Origin of the sequence: Roseovarius sp. MMSF_3281, from assembly GCF_030733685.1 — a bacterium.
In the GTDB taxonomy this organism is placed as follows: domain Bacteria; phylum Pseudomonadota; class Alphaproteobacteria; order Rhodobacterales; family Rhodobacteraceae; genus Roseovarius.
Genome location: NZ_JASHIM010000033.1, coordinates 11808 through 27045 on the forward strand (window position 1 = coordinate 11808; position 15238 = coordinate 27045).

Consider the following 15238-nt stretch of genomic DNA (forward strand, 5'->3'; position numbering starts at 1 on the left):
TTTGCTAGGAGAAAGCTTTGGGTCTGTCTGGAATATGTGAGTGCGGGGCCGTGACCTACTCGGTCAAGCAAGAAACCCTGCATGTCTATGCATGTCACTGCCTGAATTGCCAAACCCGAAGCGGTAGCGCCTTCGCCGAGCATGCGATGGTTCAGGCCGATGTCTTCGAATGCTATGGAGCTACAGGAACGTTCATACGAACGACGGGAGGAATTGAGTTTACTGAGCATTTCTGTCCGACATGTCACACACGGCTTTTCAACCAAAATAGCATGCTGCCAGAAATGGTGTTTCTTCGGGCGGGCACATTGGAAAGCAGTCAACGCCTTGAACCAATGGCCCACATTTGGATAAGTCGCAAACAATCATGGGTCACGCTGCCTGAAACCATTCCGGCTTTCGAGGAGTCGCCAAGCCCCGAGGAGTTCGGTGCCGCCGTAGAAGCGGCCACAAGGAAAGCTTAGGGCAAGTGTTGCTTCACCCGAGCAGCGGGCAGATCGGTACGCATGCATGCTGCAAAAGCACCGCCTTTCGCCCTGATTGAAATCCCGTGAGACCGGCAGCGTGCCGGTCTCGCCCTGAGCGATAGACTGGATCGGGTGTCGACGGGCTGAAGCCCGCTCACCCCGACCCTGACAGCTTCCAAATTCCGATGATCCGCCTGCCATCCCGGCGGGTCCGGGAAAACCGGCAAGCGCCGCCTTCGGCGTCGGTTCCGGTCAAGAATTCCGGTTCCTCCAACGCGCGAGGCGCGCGGTTCCCTCCCAGATTCACGCCCTCCACCCGGTTGTCACGGCCCCGCCAGGCCGCAGGACGGGCTTTGCCCTTACCCGCTCTGCCCTTCGGAATGCATGGGCATTCCAAAGACCAGAACAGGAAGGCCCGCCCATCGGCGGAAAGGGAAGAGACCCGGACCGCGCATGCGAGGAGGGTCACACATGACCGCAGCGAAGTTTGACGTCTACACCCATGTCACCAACCAGATCGTCGCGCAGATCGAGGCGGGAACGCCGCCCTGGCGCAAGCCGTGGACCGGAGGCGGGGGCTCGGCCAGCCTGCCGGAACGGTTCAACGGCGAAGCCTATCGGGGGATCAACATCCTTGTGCTTTGGGCCACGGCGATGAGCAAAGATTACAGCTCGGCCCGCTGGATGACGTTCAATCAGGCCAGGCAGCTCGGGGGGCATGTCCGCAAGGGCGAGAAATCCGCCACCGTGGTGAAATTCGGCACCGTCGAGCGCGAGGACGAGACCGGCGAAGAGCGGCAGATTCCCTATGCGAGGGCCTACCGTGTGTTCAACTCCGACCAGATCGAGGGTCTGCCCGCCGAGTTCTACATCCTGCCCGATCCGCCCCGTGATCTCGGCACCGTGGCCGACCCTGCGCTGGAGGCGTTCTTTGCCGCGACCGGCGCGCGGATCGATGTGACCGGGGAGCCGCGCGCATACTACAACATCAGGACCGACCGCATCCATATGCCGCCGATCGGCACGTTTCATCGGGCGGCCGGATACTACGGGACCTTGGCGCATGAGCTGACCCACTGGACGGGCGCATCAAAGCGGCTGGATCGTCTCGGCCGGTTCAGCGACCGCAAGGCCTACGCATTCGAGGAGCTGGCCGCCGAGATCGGCAACTGCATGCTCTGCGCCCAGATCGGGGTGGAGCCCGAGTTCGACCAAAGCGCCGCCTATGTCGAAGGATGGCTGGCGGCGATGAAGGAAGACAGCCGCGCGATTTTCCGCGCCGCGTCCGAGGCGCAGAAGGCCGTGGACTACATCATGGCCCGCATTGCGCAGGCCGACCGGATGGCCGCAGAGTAGCGGGCCGCACCGCCGCAATGATCGAGGCTCCCGTCAGAAGGCGGGGGCCTTTTGCGTTTCGGTGCCTTCTTGGTCGTGGGCGGTTTCAGGGTGACCTGTCCGCAGGCGACCTGAAGGCCACCCGCCGACAGGCCCGGCGCTTCGCGCGGACGGGCATGAGATGCCCGAAATCACCGGTTGGAGGCTATTGCGGACCTCCACTCATAAGCTGACCACTGTCCGGAGAGCGGGACGGAGCGGACCTTGACTTGCTAGAAACCTAGGTTGGCGTTGGGACAAGTTTTCGGTCATGGTTTATGTTTCCCGGCGATCTCAAGAACGGACATAGCTCGACGCCTTCTGTGATGACTTGAGTGATGCCACTCTTCTTGTGTCAGCGCCCAGTCCACTTCATGCCACCCCCGTGCGCGCATCCACTGGGGGCCATCCCGTTGATCGATAATGCGGGCACCAAACCAACGGGCAAGCTTTTCTACTCTTTCGTTACCGCTGGCTGTGTCCCCGACGATCATTCGCAGTCGTAGTATTTCGAAGCCGTACTCCAGGAGGTATGATATTGCGTCCAATGCGATGCGGTAGCGGCCCCAATCGGAGGGGGCAAGTTCGATTCCAAGCACGGCTGTCTCATGATCTTCAGGCCGCAATCGCAGCCCTCCACAGCCGCATAGGCGGTCCGTACTGGTATCAAAAATGCCGAGCTGGAAGTTGCGTCGCGGGTTCTCCATTCGCCAGCTTGCAAACAGATCGAACAGTTCATTGGCACGGGTTGGGTCATCGTCAAGATCGTAAAGACGACGATAGCGCGGGTCCATCTGATACGCGACGAACGCGGTACGGTCGGCGGGTTCGAAGTCACGCAGATAGCTTCTGGAGTTATTGATAAGCATGATTGCCTCTTTCCGGCGCCCAAAAGCACAAGTCATAAATTCGAGCCATATACACTCATCGGAACGTCCGCTTTTCCACTCTGTTTCCACTTGATACCCGACTGCGGGAGTTCGCCAACGATCCGAACATTCGAGGCTGTACCGCAGAATGTCCACAGAGGGCTCCTTCCGGACGTTCTCCGCAGCGCAGTATGGGCCCAAACCCGTACGTTTTTGTCACCGGCGCTTACCACCGTTTTTGGCCCACAGGTTCTGTCAGGGGGGGGTGTCCGCTTGGCGGACAGAGATGGCTTTCGCTGCGGTTGCGCAGATGTCCGGTTTAGGTCAATCAAGCAGGGATAGCTTTTTGAACCACAGGAGCGACTGTGAAGACCGTCATCCTCGAACACGAATACGCCTCACCGGCGAAGGAGGTCTGGGCGGTGGCAACGGACCTCGATGCACTCAAGGAAATCATGGATGGGGTTGTCAGCTTCGAAGGGTTGCCGAGCGGTCGCGTATACCAAGGCCAGAAAATTACCGTGCAGGTGTCGCTTTTCGGGAAGTTACCGCCTCAGCCGTATTTCATGGAAGTCCTGGAATGCGACGACGAAGCAATGATTTTGCGGTCTTCTGAAAAGGGCGCAGGCGTCAAATCGTGGCGTCACACTCTGACCGTGGAACCGCAGCAGTCAGGGTCCAGGCTGCGCGACGTCATTGAAATCGACGCGGGCTGGATGTCATGGGCCTTCGCGCTCTGGGCACGGTTTCTGTATCGCAAGCGGCATGAACCGCGCGTTCAAATTCTTGCGGACATGCGGGCGAAACGGTCTGAGACTGAGTTGTCCGATTCAGAATCGCCGTGAAGTGAACCAAGATGGACTGCGGCCCTTCGCGCTATGTGCAGTGAACTGCAAAAAGGGCTGATTGTGTTGAAAAACTCTGCCAGCGAAAATTTTCACTCAGAAACCGGAACATGGTTCACGGATCGGTCGCTGTGGCGAACATTGTTTCCAAGCGGCGCCCTTCGCGGGAAGATTTTCTGCGAATTCAGCTGCCACCGGGCAGATGTCGAGTTTTTCAACAAAATCGGCTCATTTGAGACCTTCGCCGCGCTCTGGACGAGCGGCAGCTTTCGATCTGGAGGGGCGCAAACGGTCGATTTCGCCTGTGACAGAAACGGTTGAGTTTTGGCACATCCTGCGGTGCGGAGAAGGTCTTGAAAGAGTTCAGACTATCCGATGCTGCAACGCACACGAATAGCCGTTCTGAAAAGACGCATTCCAACAACCTGCATCAACTGCTACGCCTCCACCTCCTGCTTCGCGCGCCGCGCATCTAATACGATCAAGGCGGTTCCCCCGCTCGCGATGACGGCCGCGCCAAGATATACTGGCCATCCGGGAACAGTGCCCCAAACCGCCCAGCCAATGGCGGAGGCCCAGATTAGCGCCGTGTAGTCGAAGGGCGCGACGGCGGCGGCATCCCCCATGCGAAATGCCTGCGTGATGAGCGCGATCCCCAACGTACCGGCTCCTGCCATCATGGCGAACATGGTCGCATCTTCAATCCGAATAGATGGCCAGTCCATGCCAAGGGTGAAGGCGCACAGCGCACCTGAAAACAGCGTCATGTAGAAGGTCATCGTCCAGAAGCCATCGTGTTGCTCGATCCAGCGCGCGCTCATCATCACCAGCGCGTTCACCAATGCCGCGCCGAGCGCAAGGGCGGACGCCGTCTGCATCGTCTCAGCACCCGGTTGCACCGCTATCAGCGCGCCGACGAAGCCCGCCCCAACTGCGGCAAGGCGCGCCCCGCTTACCCGCTGCCTCAGGAGTGGCCACGACAGTGCGGCGACGAAGATCGGCGCGGTGAAGATCAGCGCGGTCGCTTCCGCCAACGGTAGGGCATCGAGGCTCGCGATGAAGAGATAAGTCGCTGCCACCGCGAGCACGGCGCGCAGCAGATGGACCGATGGTCTCGCGGAACGCAAGCCGCTGATACCGCCCCTATGCCACATGGCAACAAGGGCAACTACGGGCAGCGCGATCACGCTGCGAGCAAACAGGATCTGGAACGGATCGAAGCGCGCAACCAGCCCCTTCGCAATCGCGTCGTTGACAACAAGGAGCAGAACGCCCGCGCACATCACGAGGATCGCTGAGGGGTTCTTCCGACTGTGGAGGAAGGCGGTCATATGCGGAAAGCTACACCGGGACCATGCCCTTTGTCACAATGCTAGGGCATGGACGGCGTTCCCGGAACAAACGTCGCAAACCTAAAGTCCAGCGGTGCAAATCGACGCTCGAGCATAGCGCATGGAACGTCCGTTACGTCCTGCCATGCCGCCCTTGGATGCACTCAGTGCGCTCGGGACGCTTGATGGCCCATCAGGGCACGGTGCGGGTCACAACCCATTTGTGTTTCCCGATCGGACGCGACCGCGTGAAGCCGTGACGTTCGAACGTGGAGAGGGCTCCGTTGAACAAAAAGGACCCAGAGACCCTCCGGCCTTCGGTGTCCTCCGGATATCCTTCCACACGGCCGCCGCCCAGTTTTCCGATCTGGTCCAAGGCACCTGCCAGTGCTGCGGACGTCACGCCCTTTCCGCGATAGCCCTTACCGGAAAAGAAGCACGTGATACGCCAGTCGGGAAGCGACGGGTTGGTCGAAAGATAAGCACGCCTGTTCTTGATGCGCGGCAGTTCTTCAGGTGATCCAAACTGGCACCACCCGACACAGTCGGAGCCATCAAAGACCAGCGCGGCATGAGCCCGGCCTTCGCGCACGAGACATTCCTTCTCCTGCCGGTTCTTCTCCGCGGATTTTCCCCAGCCTTCCCCCTTCGCATGAAACGCCATGCACCAACATCCGCCCCAAACGCCGTTATGCGCTTCAACAAGGCGTGCGAAATCTGGCCAGGTTTCGATGTCGAGCGATTTGGTGACTAGGTCGGGCACGAAAAGATCACGTAACTTTCTTCTATCTGGCATGGCTGCACGCGGCTACCGTCTGATCTTTCTCCTGTAGGGGTCACGCCGGTCAAGAGCGGCCATCGCAAGCAGAGTGGCAAGCGACAGCTTTGTCCGCACACCAGACACAAACCCCCTGGCAATACCTATGCGTCAAAAACGGTCGTTTTTGGCAAAATGCCCCACCCTTCCCAGGATCAACGGCTTACCCAGGACAAAAACCCCCGGCAAAACCTTTGCCGTTTTGGCAGGTTTTTGACAGGGGACTTCACCGCCTCCCCAACCTTCCCAACCGGGCCAGTTGCGCCAGCATCTGGGACCCGGCCCCCGGTGACCCTGTGCCGCTTGCCTGACCCGTCTGCCCCATCCCCTGCCGCACCGGCATCTGCTGCACGCCGAAGAATTGCCGCGCCCGGAGAGCTGCGTATTCCGCGCCGCTTGCCCCACCGATCAGGTAGCGGTTGTATGCCTGCTGGCTACCCATGGCGGCACGGGCGAAGCTGTAGCTTCCGCCGAGGCCACCGGAGAGGGCGGGCATCATGATGTTCCCGGAGATCGCGCGGACGATGAAGGGCGTGGCGATGATGAACCCCTTGGCCATCAGCACCATCATGAAGAACGGAATGAGCGCACCGATATTTGATGCCCCTTCCGGCTCGCCAAGCTCTCCGATCAGAGCAGAAGAGACGCCAGTGATTGTTGCGAACACGCCGGCGACGACGATGGGGTAGAGCGCGAAGGAAACCAGCGCTGACAGCCAACGCGCGAAATAGTCTTTGGTCACTTCGAAGAGGGTCAGGAAAATCATCACCGGCGCGATCCCAATCAGAAGTGCGATCATCAAGCGGGATGCCACGAGTATGAAGGCGGCCAGCCCGCCGAGGATCGAGAGCAGAAGCACTCCGACGATGTCGAGCATGGCGCCGGCCATCCAGTTCAGCTCGGACCCGGCTGCGTTCAGATAGTCGCCCAGTTCCGCGATAAGCCGGTCGAACTCTTCGGCGAAAGTACCGGAAGGGCCGGGAGTTCCACCACCAACGGAAGCAACCAGCGCACCCGCAATGCTGTCGATGCCCGCCAAGATAGCGGAGGAAAGCGCGTTGAACTGCACCCAGTTGGTCGCGAATATCCCGATGAGCCCGATCTTGACCGCGAGCCAGAAGGCCATGCGCCCGTCCATCGCCTTGTACTGGTAGATCATGTTCAGGAAGATGAGGATCACCACCAGAGTTGTTCCCAGCACCAGAAGCGTGCCGACTGTCGCCGCGACGGACCCGAACTGGGTTTCTGCGGCGGTGTCGAGATAGCCCTGGGAGGTTTCAACGAAATAGGTGACGACGCTCATGACGGGGCTGCCTTACCAATTGCCCGCGGCTTCGCAGATGGCCTTGGCGGCAGGGCGGGCAGCGTTTGCGCGGCGGTTGTAGGCGTCCGAGGCTTGCAGCATCTCCCATCGTTCGTCACTCGCGTACCTTTCCCGAAACACCGCCTCGGCAGCGTCCCAAGAGGGGAACCGGATTTCACAATCGCAGTTGCCAGTCTCGACGATGCGCTCGAGGTTTTGGGCGCGGTAGATGTCCTGAACCAGAACCCGCTGATAGGCTTGGCGCAATGGTATGTTTTGCATCCATTCGGACTCCAGCGGTCTGTCCGGGCAAACATCAAAACTGCGCTCAAGGCTCGGGACCAGGTTGCGCTCGGCCAAGGAGGATGACGCCGCCAGTACCAGAGCAAGAGTGACGAAAGTGATATCGATCCCGCAACGTATCATCAGACCGCGCCGCCAGCTGTCGTTTCCCGCTTCAGGAAGACAGTGTGTCCCACGTTGGCGAATTCCGAAGAGCTGATCGACACTACCTCCCAACCTTCTGCCCCTTTGGCATTAAGGCTGGCCTGCATGTCAGCGAGGCTGGTCTTACGAGTCATGGGAAAGCTGAGGATATCATATTCAAAGGTCTTCATTGGGAAGCTCCGATCTCATTGGCGCCGGGGAGGTAGAATTCGGTGATGCCGCGTTTGCCGTCATTCCGACCGGCTTGGATGATCACATCGATGGAGTTCTCGATGTACTGGATCATGTCAGCATAGGTCATTGGGATCTCGGTCTTGAGCGCCGCGATTGCGAGGCGCTGCACGGCAAGTTGCGGGGTTTCGGCGTGCAGCGTGGTCATTGACCCGCCATGACCGGTGTTTATCGCCTCGAGGAAGGTCATGGCCTCCTTGCCGCGCACTTCGCCGAGGATGATGCGGTCCGGGCGCATGCGCAGCGTCGCGGTCAGAAGCACATCGGCGGTTTGGAATTCCGCGTCGCGGTTGGCGATGAGGGTCACGGCATTGGGCTGGGTCGGCAGAAGCTCGGCCGCTTCCTCAATGGTGACGATGCGTTCTTCTGTTGGCACGTGCGAGAGGATCTTGCGCGCGGCGACGGTCTTGCCGGTGGACGTGCCGCCCGAGACGATCATGTTGAGCTTGTTGTCGACACAGAAGGCAAGTGCATCATCGATGGCGCCCGCGGCCACCACTTCGCGCAGTTCGCGGGTTTTCTCGAGGCGGAGTTCTTCGAGCTTGCGTTCTTTGCCGTAGAGGAAATCGAGCGCGATCCCGTCGAGCGGGAGGCTCGAGAAGAACCGCAGGCTGATCGACATGGCCGACAGAACGGCAGGCGGGGTGATGACCTGCGCCCGGATTGGACGCCCCTTGTAGGTGATCGAGACCGAGACGATGGGGCGGTCCTTGCTCATCGTTGTGTTGGCCGAGGAGGCGATCTGGTTGCCGAGGTCCTTCACTTCCGTTGCGTTCAGCTTCTGGTCCAGCTTTCTCATAAAGTGATCGCCCTGGAATTCTCCCCAACAGCTGCCATCGGGGTTGATGCAGATCTCGATGACATCATCGCGGGAGGCGGCGTCGATCCGATCAAGCGAGGTTTGGAGATAGCTCAGCGACATGGGCTCAGAAAATCTCCAGATCGCGGTCGACCATAACGGTGACGCGGGCGCCTTGGTCGACATAGATGACGGGACCGATGGAGAGGTAGTCGCCAATCACAGAGTCCGTGGCATCGGCAAGATCATCGCCCACGTCTTCCAGCACGTCCGCGGCGGTTTCGTCCTGAACATTTGCAGCGGCGGCACTTGGAGCAGCCGATATCAGAGAAATCAACGCCGCCGAACCGAAACGCTCATCGAAGCGGGTATCGACAAAGCCGGTGACGCCGGAGCGACCCAGCTCGTCACCCCCGAAGGAACTGATCTGGATGGTTTGATTGTCAGGCAGGATGATCCGGTCCCAGGCGATGGTGACACGGCGCTGCGCGATATCGACGCCGGATCTATAGCGCCCGATCAGGCGGGATCCGCGTGGGATCAGGAGGCGGGAACCATCGAAACTGAACACGTCTTCGGAAACAACGGCTCGGGTCTGGCCGGGCAGGGAGCTGTCGAGGGCGGTTTCCATGACGGCCTGGATCATCGTTCCCTGGATGATCGTGTTGGACTGGTTGGCGATGACCTCAGCTTGCGTCACCGAAGTGGGTAGCGCGCCGTTCAGCACGAAATCCGTCACCTCGCCGAAGGTGCGTTCAGTCAAAGCCGTTTCATTCGCTCCGGAGGCACCGCCAAAAGCGATGGTGGGCGAGGTGATGCGGCGCTCCTGGAAGGCGCGTTCCTCCGCGGCGCGGCGCTCCAGCTCGGCCATGCGCCGGGCTTCTTCCTCCCGGCGCAGTCTCTCTTGCTCGCGTGCGCGCAGCTCATCTTCTGTGGGGCCCGCTGGGGCGGGTTGCGGCCGGCTGGCCTCGAGTTGGGCCAGTTCCAGATCCATGCGTAATTGCTCAAGACTACGATCCCGCGCCGTCAGTTCGTCCTGGAACCGTTGCTGTGCCGCTTCCGAGGCAGCTTGCAGCGCCGCGATCTGGGCGGTCAGCGCGTCGATCGCCTCTGCGGCGGCGGTGTCTTCCTCGACGACCGGTTCGGGGGCGTTGCGCAATTCCTCGATCTGAGCTTGCAGGGCGGTGATCTGCGCCAGAAGCTCCGCGTTGGGCTCGGCCGTATCGGGTGCGACGAACACAACCTCTGGCTCAGGCGGGGGCAAGGTCTCGATGGCACCAAACCCGTCGCCCTCGTTCTGGAACACGTCCGGCGTGGCCGTGGGAAGGGCTTCCTCTTCCTCGGGTTGGGACATGAGATAGAGCAACGCACCGCCCGCACCGATCACGAGGACGACGACCAAAGTGAGCAGCGGTGAGCGCCGTGGGGCAGAGGGTGAGCTCGCGCCTTTGCCTTGCTCGAGGGCGGCGAGGCGTTTCTCGAGGTCTGTGTTTCCGGTATCGCTCATGAGCCTACCCCCGCAGGTGGTGTGGCCTCGATGCAGACCACCTCCTCTCCGATCCGCAGCACCCATTGTCGGTTCACTCCTGAAACCCGGATCACGCCGTCCTCGGTGGCTTGCGTGTTGACCGTCCGTTCCCGGGCATTGGCGTAGCGGAAGATCGCCGGCACCGGCGCGTTCCGCAGAAATTCGAAATACGTGAAGGTCCCGTCATCCCAGACGCGAACGGGCGTGAACTCGGTGCGTTCGCTGGCGCCGTAATTGTAGTTCGGCGCTTGGGCCGCGATGGCATGTGTGGGCCGCGCAGCGTCCTCCGGATAGCGGAACTGCACCACGTAAAAGGTCGGGCTGCGGGTCTCCTGGACGTTGAAATAGTAGCTCCGCCGGTTCGTATAGACCGTCACGTTGGTATGTACACCGCGCGCGACGGGTTTGATCGCGAAGGCCTGACCGCCGGGTACGCCGTCGATCTCAAACCCTTCCGTGTCACCCGCGATGATCGAACGGATGCCTTCACCCTCGCCGAACTCGATGGTGGTCACATGGGTGAGCGAGACGTTTAGCCGGTAGACCTGGCCCTCCTGATAGCTGGCAAGCCGCACCCGGTTGTCATTGGGCCCGCCGCGCGGGATGGCTTCGGCGAAGGCGAGGCCGGGCAACAGGGCAATCAGCAATATGAAAAGTCGAACAGGGAACAAATTCAATTCTCCAATCTGTCGGAGCGGATGGAATATTCGAGGACCGTGAAGCCGAAGGGGTTGGTCCAGACCTCATCGATGGAGCGGCGGGTCTCGGGGCGGAACTCGAAGAGGAGGGTGGCGGTGAAAAGCCCGGTTTGGACGCCATTGATAGACGTCAGGCGTTTGCGCAGGCGCACCGTGGCGCGGTTGGTGCCGATGCGGTTGATGCTGAGGATTTCCACATCGAGCCGGGCATTGGGGCCATAGACTGTGGGCGGGTAGTTCTCGGTGGCGCTGTTCCAGATTTGGCGCAACCCGCTTTCGGCGGCCCCATCAGACCGGCGCAAAACGCTTCGGATGCGCAGATCATTGTCGAGCTGGTTGTAGACCTCGCGGTCGGTCACATAGCGGAAGACCTCCGCCTCGATGATCGCCTGGTTGGCGGTCACCGAGGTCGCTCCCACCGAGGCCTCGGGGAGTGCGAAGCCGGTTGCAGGATCATAGGGCACGACCACGGGGGGTGGATCGACATCGAGGATCGCGACGGCCGCCGCGCTCAGGCATCCAAGGCCGCCGAAGATGAGGCCGATGAGCCCAAGGCGCTGCCAGAGCCGTTCCCTGCGAAGCGCGCCGTAGACCAGCTCTTCTTCGATGATTTCCTGTTCACTCGCCACGCGTCACACCCCTGAATCAGTCTGCGCGCAGGTCCGGCAGCGTAAAGTCCATGAAGCGCTGTTCTTCGGCGATGGTGGCGGCATCGATCACGCCTCCCGTGCCATCGCCCACGGTCTGCACGGCTTCGAGCTGCCACATGGCGACGAGCGCGATTGCGAGTTCTGCTGTGACGCGCGTGTTGAGATCGACGCTTTCCTTCAGTTCGTCCATGTCATCGATCAGCCCGACCAGCCGGTCTACCCGCTCGAGCGATTGGCCTGCGTCTTCATAGCTGTTCTGGGCGGCGGCCGAGACGAGCGCGCCGGTTGTTGCCTGCGTTGCCACGCGGTTGGCTCCGGGATTTCCGCTGGTGGCCATTTCCGAGAGGGTGTCATCGTCAAATCCGAGATCGGCCAGCACCCGATCCATCTGGGTTTCAATCTCGCCCGCGCCGGAACCAGAGAGACCAGAGAAGTCTCCGGTCTTGATGGCTTCAATGGTGGCGAGGATGTCTCCGAACTCCTGATCGAGCAGGCCATTCAGCTCGTCCTCCATCTCGGTTCGGATGATTTCCGGCAGTTCGGCAAGACGGGTCAGTGCTTCATATGTTCTTTGCAGCTCCGCGAGTTGGTCCGTGAGGGTGGCAAGTTGTTCGCGGAGCTGCGTCAGTTGCTCGTTCTGCAGGATCTCGTCTTCGATCATCTGCCGGAGCTGCTGGATGTTTTGCGCGATGTTCTGCGTGTCGACGACGGGCACACCTTGCGCCAGGGCAGGGGAGAGGGTTCCCAAGTGTAGGCCAATCCCAAGTGTCGTGGCTAAGGCCGTTCTCAAGAGTAAATTTCTCATCAGTCTATCTCCCTGATCGTGAATTCCATGAAGGCGCCCTTGGCCATGCGGGCGCTGGCCTGCGCCAGTTCTTCGGCGGAAAGGATGCGGGTGCGCGCCGCCTGTAGCCGGATGCGGGCCGCGACGAGACGCACGAGTTCGGCGCGGGCATAGGTGTTGAGCGCGACGCTTTCCTGCATGTCTTCCGTCTCGGAAATCCGCTCGACGATGTCCGCAATACGCAAGGCGGCCTGCCTAATCGCCGCAGGGGAATTGTTGCCATAGAAAGCCGCGCCGTGCCCGGTGATTGAGAGGTTCGCATTGGCCAGAAGCGCGGGGTCGATCGTACCGAGCGCTTCGATCCCGCCGATGCGGCTCAGGTAGAGATTGTAGCGTTCGGGGATGACCTGGACGTAATGCTGGGTTTCGGCAAAAGGCGGCACCCCGCCATATTCGAACACACGACCGGGCCCCGCGTTATAAGCAGCGAGCGCGTTGATGATATTGCCGTCGAAGGTGTTCAGCTGAGTCGCGAGATAGCGTGCGCCGCCATGCAGCTGCAGGTAGGGGCTGTCATAGTATTCCGGGTTGATGCCGAGATCGCTGGCGGTGCCCGGCATGATCTGGGTGAGACCATACGCGCCGACGGGAGACCGTGCCCCAATGGTGAAACGGCTTTCCTGCCAGATGAGCGCTTGCAGCAAGGCACGCCATTGGACCGGGGAGAGGCCCGCGCGGCCAACGCCCGCAAAGCCGCTGGTTTCCTGGGCGACGCGGATGATGAGCTGCTCGATGTTCTCGGCGGCATCGCCGAACATCTGCGCACCGCCGGGATTGGGGTCGATGTCGGCATTGCCATAGACCGCCTCGACTGACCGGGCCGGATCCCCGCTGCCACTTTCCAGCCCGGAGACCATCGCCGGCAATCCCTGACCGCCGAAGCTGGTCTGGGCATCGAGGATGCGTTGCAGGGTTTCGAGTTGCTCCCGTTCGATCTCGGCGATGAGTTCACGCATGGCGAGCTTGTCGGCCTGGACCGCGAGGTCAGCCTCGCGATCGCCTGTTTCGACGATATCGCGCGCGGTCAGCCCGCTGTCATTTGTCGGCACACCTTGGGACAGGGCGAGACTGGGCAGCAGGCATAGCGCAAGGATATGGGGCAGGCTAGACTTCAATGTCGCCCTCCGGCGCGCCGAGGGGCTTGAAGGTGCAATCAGGTGCTGTGGGTGCCGTCGAGGCCAGGAAGGTGAAGCAATTGGCCTGTGGTTCCTGGTACTGGGCGCAAGAGGCGAGAGCGCCAAGCGCAGTCACAACTAGAAGAATACGGATCATGAGAGCCTCCAGAAGTCTGGGCGGTCGCGGTAATCGGCTCCGACGAGGGCTTCGCCTTTTTCCATGCCGCCGAGGATGGTGAGATTGGGCCCGAGGGCGCTCAGATCGGCATCGACGACGATGGAGCCCTGGTCATCACGGATGAGGGCGAGGCGGCTGTCGCTGCCGGTGTTGAGAAGCACGTCGAGTTCCTTCTCATAGAGGTTCAGCATCGCGTAATCGGCGGCATGGGCGCGGATGTTCGGGAGGAGGATTTGCGTCGGCACGGCCTCGACGATGGTCTTGCCAGTCCGGGTGCGCTCGAGCTGGCTGGCGTATTGCGTCATCATCACTGCAACAGTGTTCTGCTTGCGTGCGGTCACCAGCCAGTTCGAAAGCCGCTCGGCGAAATACGCGTTGTCGAGCGCCTTCCAGGCTTCGTCGATGACGATGATCGTGGGGCGGCGATCCTCGATCTCACGCTCGACCCGGCGGAAGAGATAAGAGAGCACGGCCATGCGCTCCTTCTCGGCCTCGCTGTCGAGAATGCCGGTGAGATCGAAACCCACCACATCACCTTCCAGTGAAAACGTGTCTTCCAGCGTCTGTCCGAAGATCCAGCCGTAGCGGCCCTCTTCGGTCCATTCGAGCAGGCGCTGGTGCAGATCGCCACCATCATCTGTTGACACGAACAGCGATGCAAAATCCTGCCAGTTGCGCAAGCCGGGGTTTGTGGCTTGTGCGTTCTGGCGGACAACTTCCTGGATGCGGTTGGTCTGGGCGGGTGTGAGCGGCTTATCGGCACGATAGAGCAGGGTGGCAAGCCAGTCCGAGAGCCAGGCCGTGCCGCGACTATCGGTCTCCGTCCACAGGGGATTGAGCCCGGTGGGCTGTCCAGCTTTCAAAGACGCATAGCGCCCGCCATTGGCGCGGACCGCCATCTCCATACCGAGACGGTAATCGAAGACGAAGATCCGCGACCCTGCTCGACGGGCTTGCGTCATGAGGAAGGCCGAGAGGACCGATTTGCCTGACCCGGGTCGTCCCATGATCAGCGTATGCCCGCTGGTGGGTTCTTTGTCGGGCGAGCCTTGCTCGTGATAGGAAAACCGATAGGCGCTCTGCTCGGGCGTGGGCAGATAGGTGATGACGCGGCCCCAAGGGGTTTTCGTGGCGGGTTTGCCGAGTTGGGTCCGGTGGAAGGCCGCGAAATCCGCGAAGTTGCGATTGGTGACGGCGCTGGCGCGTACGCGCTTGGGCTGGTTGCCGGGATGCTGGCTGAGGTAATGCGCCTTGGCGGCGACCCGCTCGCCGATCATCTTCACGCCTTCGGTCGCGGCGGCATTAACGATCTCCGCGCTGAGCGACTGCAGCTCTTCGAGCGTTTCGCAAAAGAGCGTCACGACCATATGGTGCTCGCCGAAGCTTTGGCGTTTGGCCTCGAGATCATCGGCGGCGATATCGAGGGCTTCGAGGAGCGAGAGGGCCGCGTCCTGGCTGGCCTGCATCTGGCGCTTTTGCCGCTTGATACGGCCCGCCATGAGGTTCGAATTGATCGGCGTGAAGGAATGGGTGACGATCATGTCGACCGGCAGGTTCAGCATGTCGAACATGGTGCAGGAGGTGGCCTCAGCATATTCCCCGATGGTGAAACTCTTGCCGTAGCGATGCCCCACGACGCCTTCCGAGAGCTCGAAATGGTCTTCGTGAAACGTCACTCGCGTGTTGGCGACGTTGAAGGACAGGAAGCCATAGGTGTTCGCCGGATAGAGCGGCAGTTCCTG

18 protein-coding genes are annotated in these 15238 nt (G+C 61.0%); 4 read left to right on the forward strand and 14 right to left on the reverse strand.

The window, feature by feature from the left end:
• Positions 1-50 precede the first annotated feature (50 nt).
• Both RBB32_RS19860 and RBB32_RS19865 read left to right on the forward strand, forming a co-directional pair.
• A complete protein-coding gene (locus RBB32_RS19860) occupies positions 51-464 on the forward strand; it encodes a GFA family protein (RefSeq protein ID WP_306155310.1) in 414 nt (137 codons plus the stop codon).
• A 474-nt stretch (positions 465-938) separates the two neighbouring features.
• Positions 939-1823, forward strand: coding sequence for an ArdC family protein (locus tag RBB32_RS19865; protein ID WP_306155312.1), 885 nt, complete (start codon positions 939-941; stop codon positions 1821-1823).
• 287 nt (positions 1824-2110) lie between these two features.
• Here the strand turns inward: RBB32_RS19865 and RBB32_RS19870 are convergent, their stop codons facing one another.
• Complete coding sequence (locus RBB32_RS19870; protein ID WP_306155314.1) at positions 2111-2710, reverse strand: GNAT family N-acetyltransferase; 600 nt, start codon at positions 2708-2710, stop codon at positions 2111-2113.
• Between the two features lie 365 nt (positions 2711-3075).
• Between RBB32_RS19870 and RBB32_RS19875 the strand changes: the two genes are divergently transcribed.
• Together RBB32_RS19875 and RBB32_RS19880 are read left to right on the forward strand one after the other, a co-directional pair.
• Entirely contained in the window at positions 3076-3555 is a 480-nt protein-coding gene (locus tag RBB32_RS19875) for an SRPBCC family protein (RefSeq protein WP_306155316.1), read from the forward strand.
• Between the two features lie 66 nt (positions 3556-3621).
• Entirely contained in the window at positions 3622-3876 is a 255-nt protein-coding gene (locus RBB32_RS19880) for a hypothetical protein (RefSeq protein ID WP_306155318.1), read from the forward strand.
• A 116-nt stretch (positions 3877-3992) separates the two neighbouring features.
• Here the strand turns inward: RBB32_RS19880 and RBB32_RS19885 are convergent, their stop codons facing one another.
• From RBB32_RS19885 to RBB32_RS19945, 13 genes are all read right to left on the reverse strand, one after another.
• A complete protein-coding gene (locus tag RBB32_RS19885) occupies positions 3993-4886 on the reverse strand; it encodes a DMT family transporter (RefSeq protein WP_306155320.1) in 894 nt (297 codons plus the stop codon).
• A gap of 193 nt (positions 4887-5079) precedes the next feature.
• Positions 5080-5649, reverse strand: coding sequence for a GNAT family N-acetyltransferase (locus RBB32_RS19890; RefSeq protein WP_306155322.1), 570 nt, complete (start codon positions 5647-5649; stop codon positions 5080-5082).
• Positions 5650-5929: 280 nt separating this feature from the next.
• Positions 5930-7006: a type IV secretion system protein gene (locus RBB32_RS19895; protein ID WP_306155324.1), complete on the reverse strand. Its 1077-nt coding sequence runs from the start codon at positions 7004-7006 to the stop codon at positions 5930-5932.
• Positions 7007-7018: 12 nt separating this feature from the next.
• Positions 7019-7432 (reverse strand): hypothetical protein, encoded by a 414-nt coding sequence (locus RBB32_RS19900; protein WP_089963180.1) that lies wholly within the window; start codon positions 7430-7432, stop codon positions 7019-7021.
• Positions 7432-7623, reverse strand: coding sequence for a DUF4177 domain-containing protein (locus tag RBB32_RS19905; protein ID WP_089963179.1), 192 nt, complete (start codon positions 7621-7623; stop codon positions 7432-7434). The genes RBB32_RS19900 and RBB32_RS19905 overlap by 1 nt, the downstream gene beginning before the upstream one ends.
• Positions 7620-8606 carry an ATPase, T2SS/T4P/T4SS family gene (locus tag RBB32_RS19910; RefSeq protein ID WP_306155330.1) on the reverse strand — a complete coding sequence of 329 codons (987 nt, stop codon included), beginning with the start codon at positions 8604-8606 and terminating at the stop codon, positions 7620-7622. The genes RBB32_RS19905 and RBB32_RS19910 overlap by 4 nt, the downstream gene beginning before the upstream one ends.
• A gap of 4 nt (positions 8607-8610) precedes the next feature.
• Positions 8611-9990 (reverse strand): TrbI/VirB10 family protein, encoded by a 1380-nt coding sequence (locus RBB32_RS19915; protein ID WP_306155332.1) that lies wholly within the window; start codon positions 9988-9990, stop codon positions 8611-8613.
• The gene (locus tag RBB32_RS19920) at positions 9987-10682 is read right to left on the reverse strand and encodes a TrbG/VirB9 family P-type conjugative transfer protein (protein WP_306155334.1); all 696 of its coding nucleotides are present in this window, start codon (positions 10680-10682) and stop codon (positions 9987-9989) included. The genes RBB32_RS19915 and RBB32_RS19920 overlap by 4 nt, the downstream gene beginning before the upstream one ends.
• A 2-nt stretch (positions 10683-10684) precedes the next feature.
• The gene (locus RBB32_RS19925) at positions 10685-11338 is read right to left on the reverse strand and encodes a virB8 family protein (protein WP_306155336.1); all 654 of its coding nucleotides are present in this window, start codon (positions 11336-11338) and stop codon (positions 10685-10687) included.
• Between the two features lie 16 nt (positions 11339-11354).
• Entirely contained in the window at positions 11355-12164 is an 810-nt protein-coding gene (locus tag RBB32_RS19930; RefSeq protein ID WP_306155338.1) for a type IV secretion system protein, read from the reverse strand.
• Entirely contained in the window at positions 12164-13252 is a 1089-nt protein-coding gene (locus RBB32_RS19935; RefSeq protein ID WP_306155340.1) for a lytic transglycosylase domain-containing protein, read from the reverse strand. The genes RBB32_RS19930 and RBB32_RS19935 overlap by 1 nt, the downstream gene beginning before the upstream one ends.
• A gap of 55 nt (positions 13253-13307) precedes the next feature.
• Positions 13308-13475 (reverse strand): hypothetical protein, encoded by a 168-nt coding sequence (locus RBB32_RS19940; RefSeq protein ID WP_306155341.1) that lies wholly within the window; start codon positions 13473-13475, stop codon positions 13308-13310.
• Positions 13472-15238: VirB4 family type IV secretion system protein (locus tag RBB32_RS19945; protein WP_306155343.1), on the reverse strand; the 1767-nt coding region annotated here is incomplete at its 5' end. The genes RBB32_RS19945 and RBB32_RS19940, both read right to left, overlap by 4 nt.

Bases quoted from the DNA above. Each gene is read 5' to 3' on its own strand.
- RBB32_RS19865 (WP_306155312.1), top strand. From the start codon at position 939: ATGACCGCAGCGAAGTTTGACGTCTACACCCATGTCACCAACCAGATC.
- RBB32_RS19910 (WP_306155330.1), bottom strand. From the start codon at position 8,606: ATGTCGCTGAGCTATCTCCAAACCTCGCTTGATCGGATCGACGCCGCC.
- RBB32_RS19895 (WP_306155324.1), bottom strand. From the start codon at position 7,006: ATGAGCGTCGTCACCTATTTCGTTGAAACCTCCCAGGGCTATCTCGAC.
- RBB32_RS19905 (WP_089963179.1), bottom strand. From the start codon at position 7,623: ATGAAGACCTTTGAATATGATATCCTCAGCTTTCCCATGACTCGTAAG.
- RBB32_RS19900 (WP_089963180.1), bottom strand. From the start codon at position 7,432: ATGATACGTTGCGGGATCGATATCACTTTCGTCACTCTTGCTCTGGTA.
- RBB32_RS19930 (WP_306155338.1), bottom strand. From the start codon at position 12,164: ATGAGAAATTTACTCTTGAGAACGGCCTTAGCCACGACACTTGGGATT.
- RBB32_RS19885 (WP_306155320.1), bottom strand. From the start codon at position 4,886: ATGACCGCCTTCCTCCACAGTCGGAAGAACCCCTCAGCGATCCTCGTG.
- RBB32_RS19940 (WP_306155341.1), bottom strand. From the start codon at position 13,475: ATGATCCGTATTCTTCTAGTTGTGACTGCGCTTGGCGCTCTCGCCTCT.
- RBB32_RS19915 (WP_306155332.1), bottom strand. From the start codon at position 9,990: ATGAGCGATACCGGAAACACAGACCTCGAGAAACGCCTCGCCGCCCTC.
- RBB32_RS19870 (WP_306155314.1), bottom strand. From the start codon at position 2,710: ATGCTTATCAATAACTCCAGAAGCTATCTGCGTGACTTCGAACCCGCC.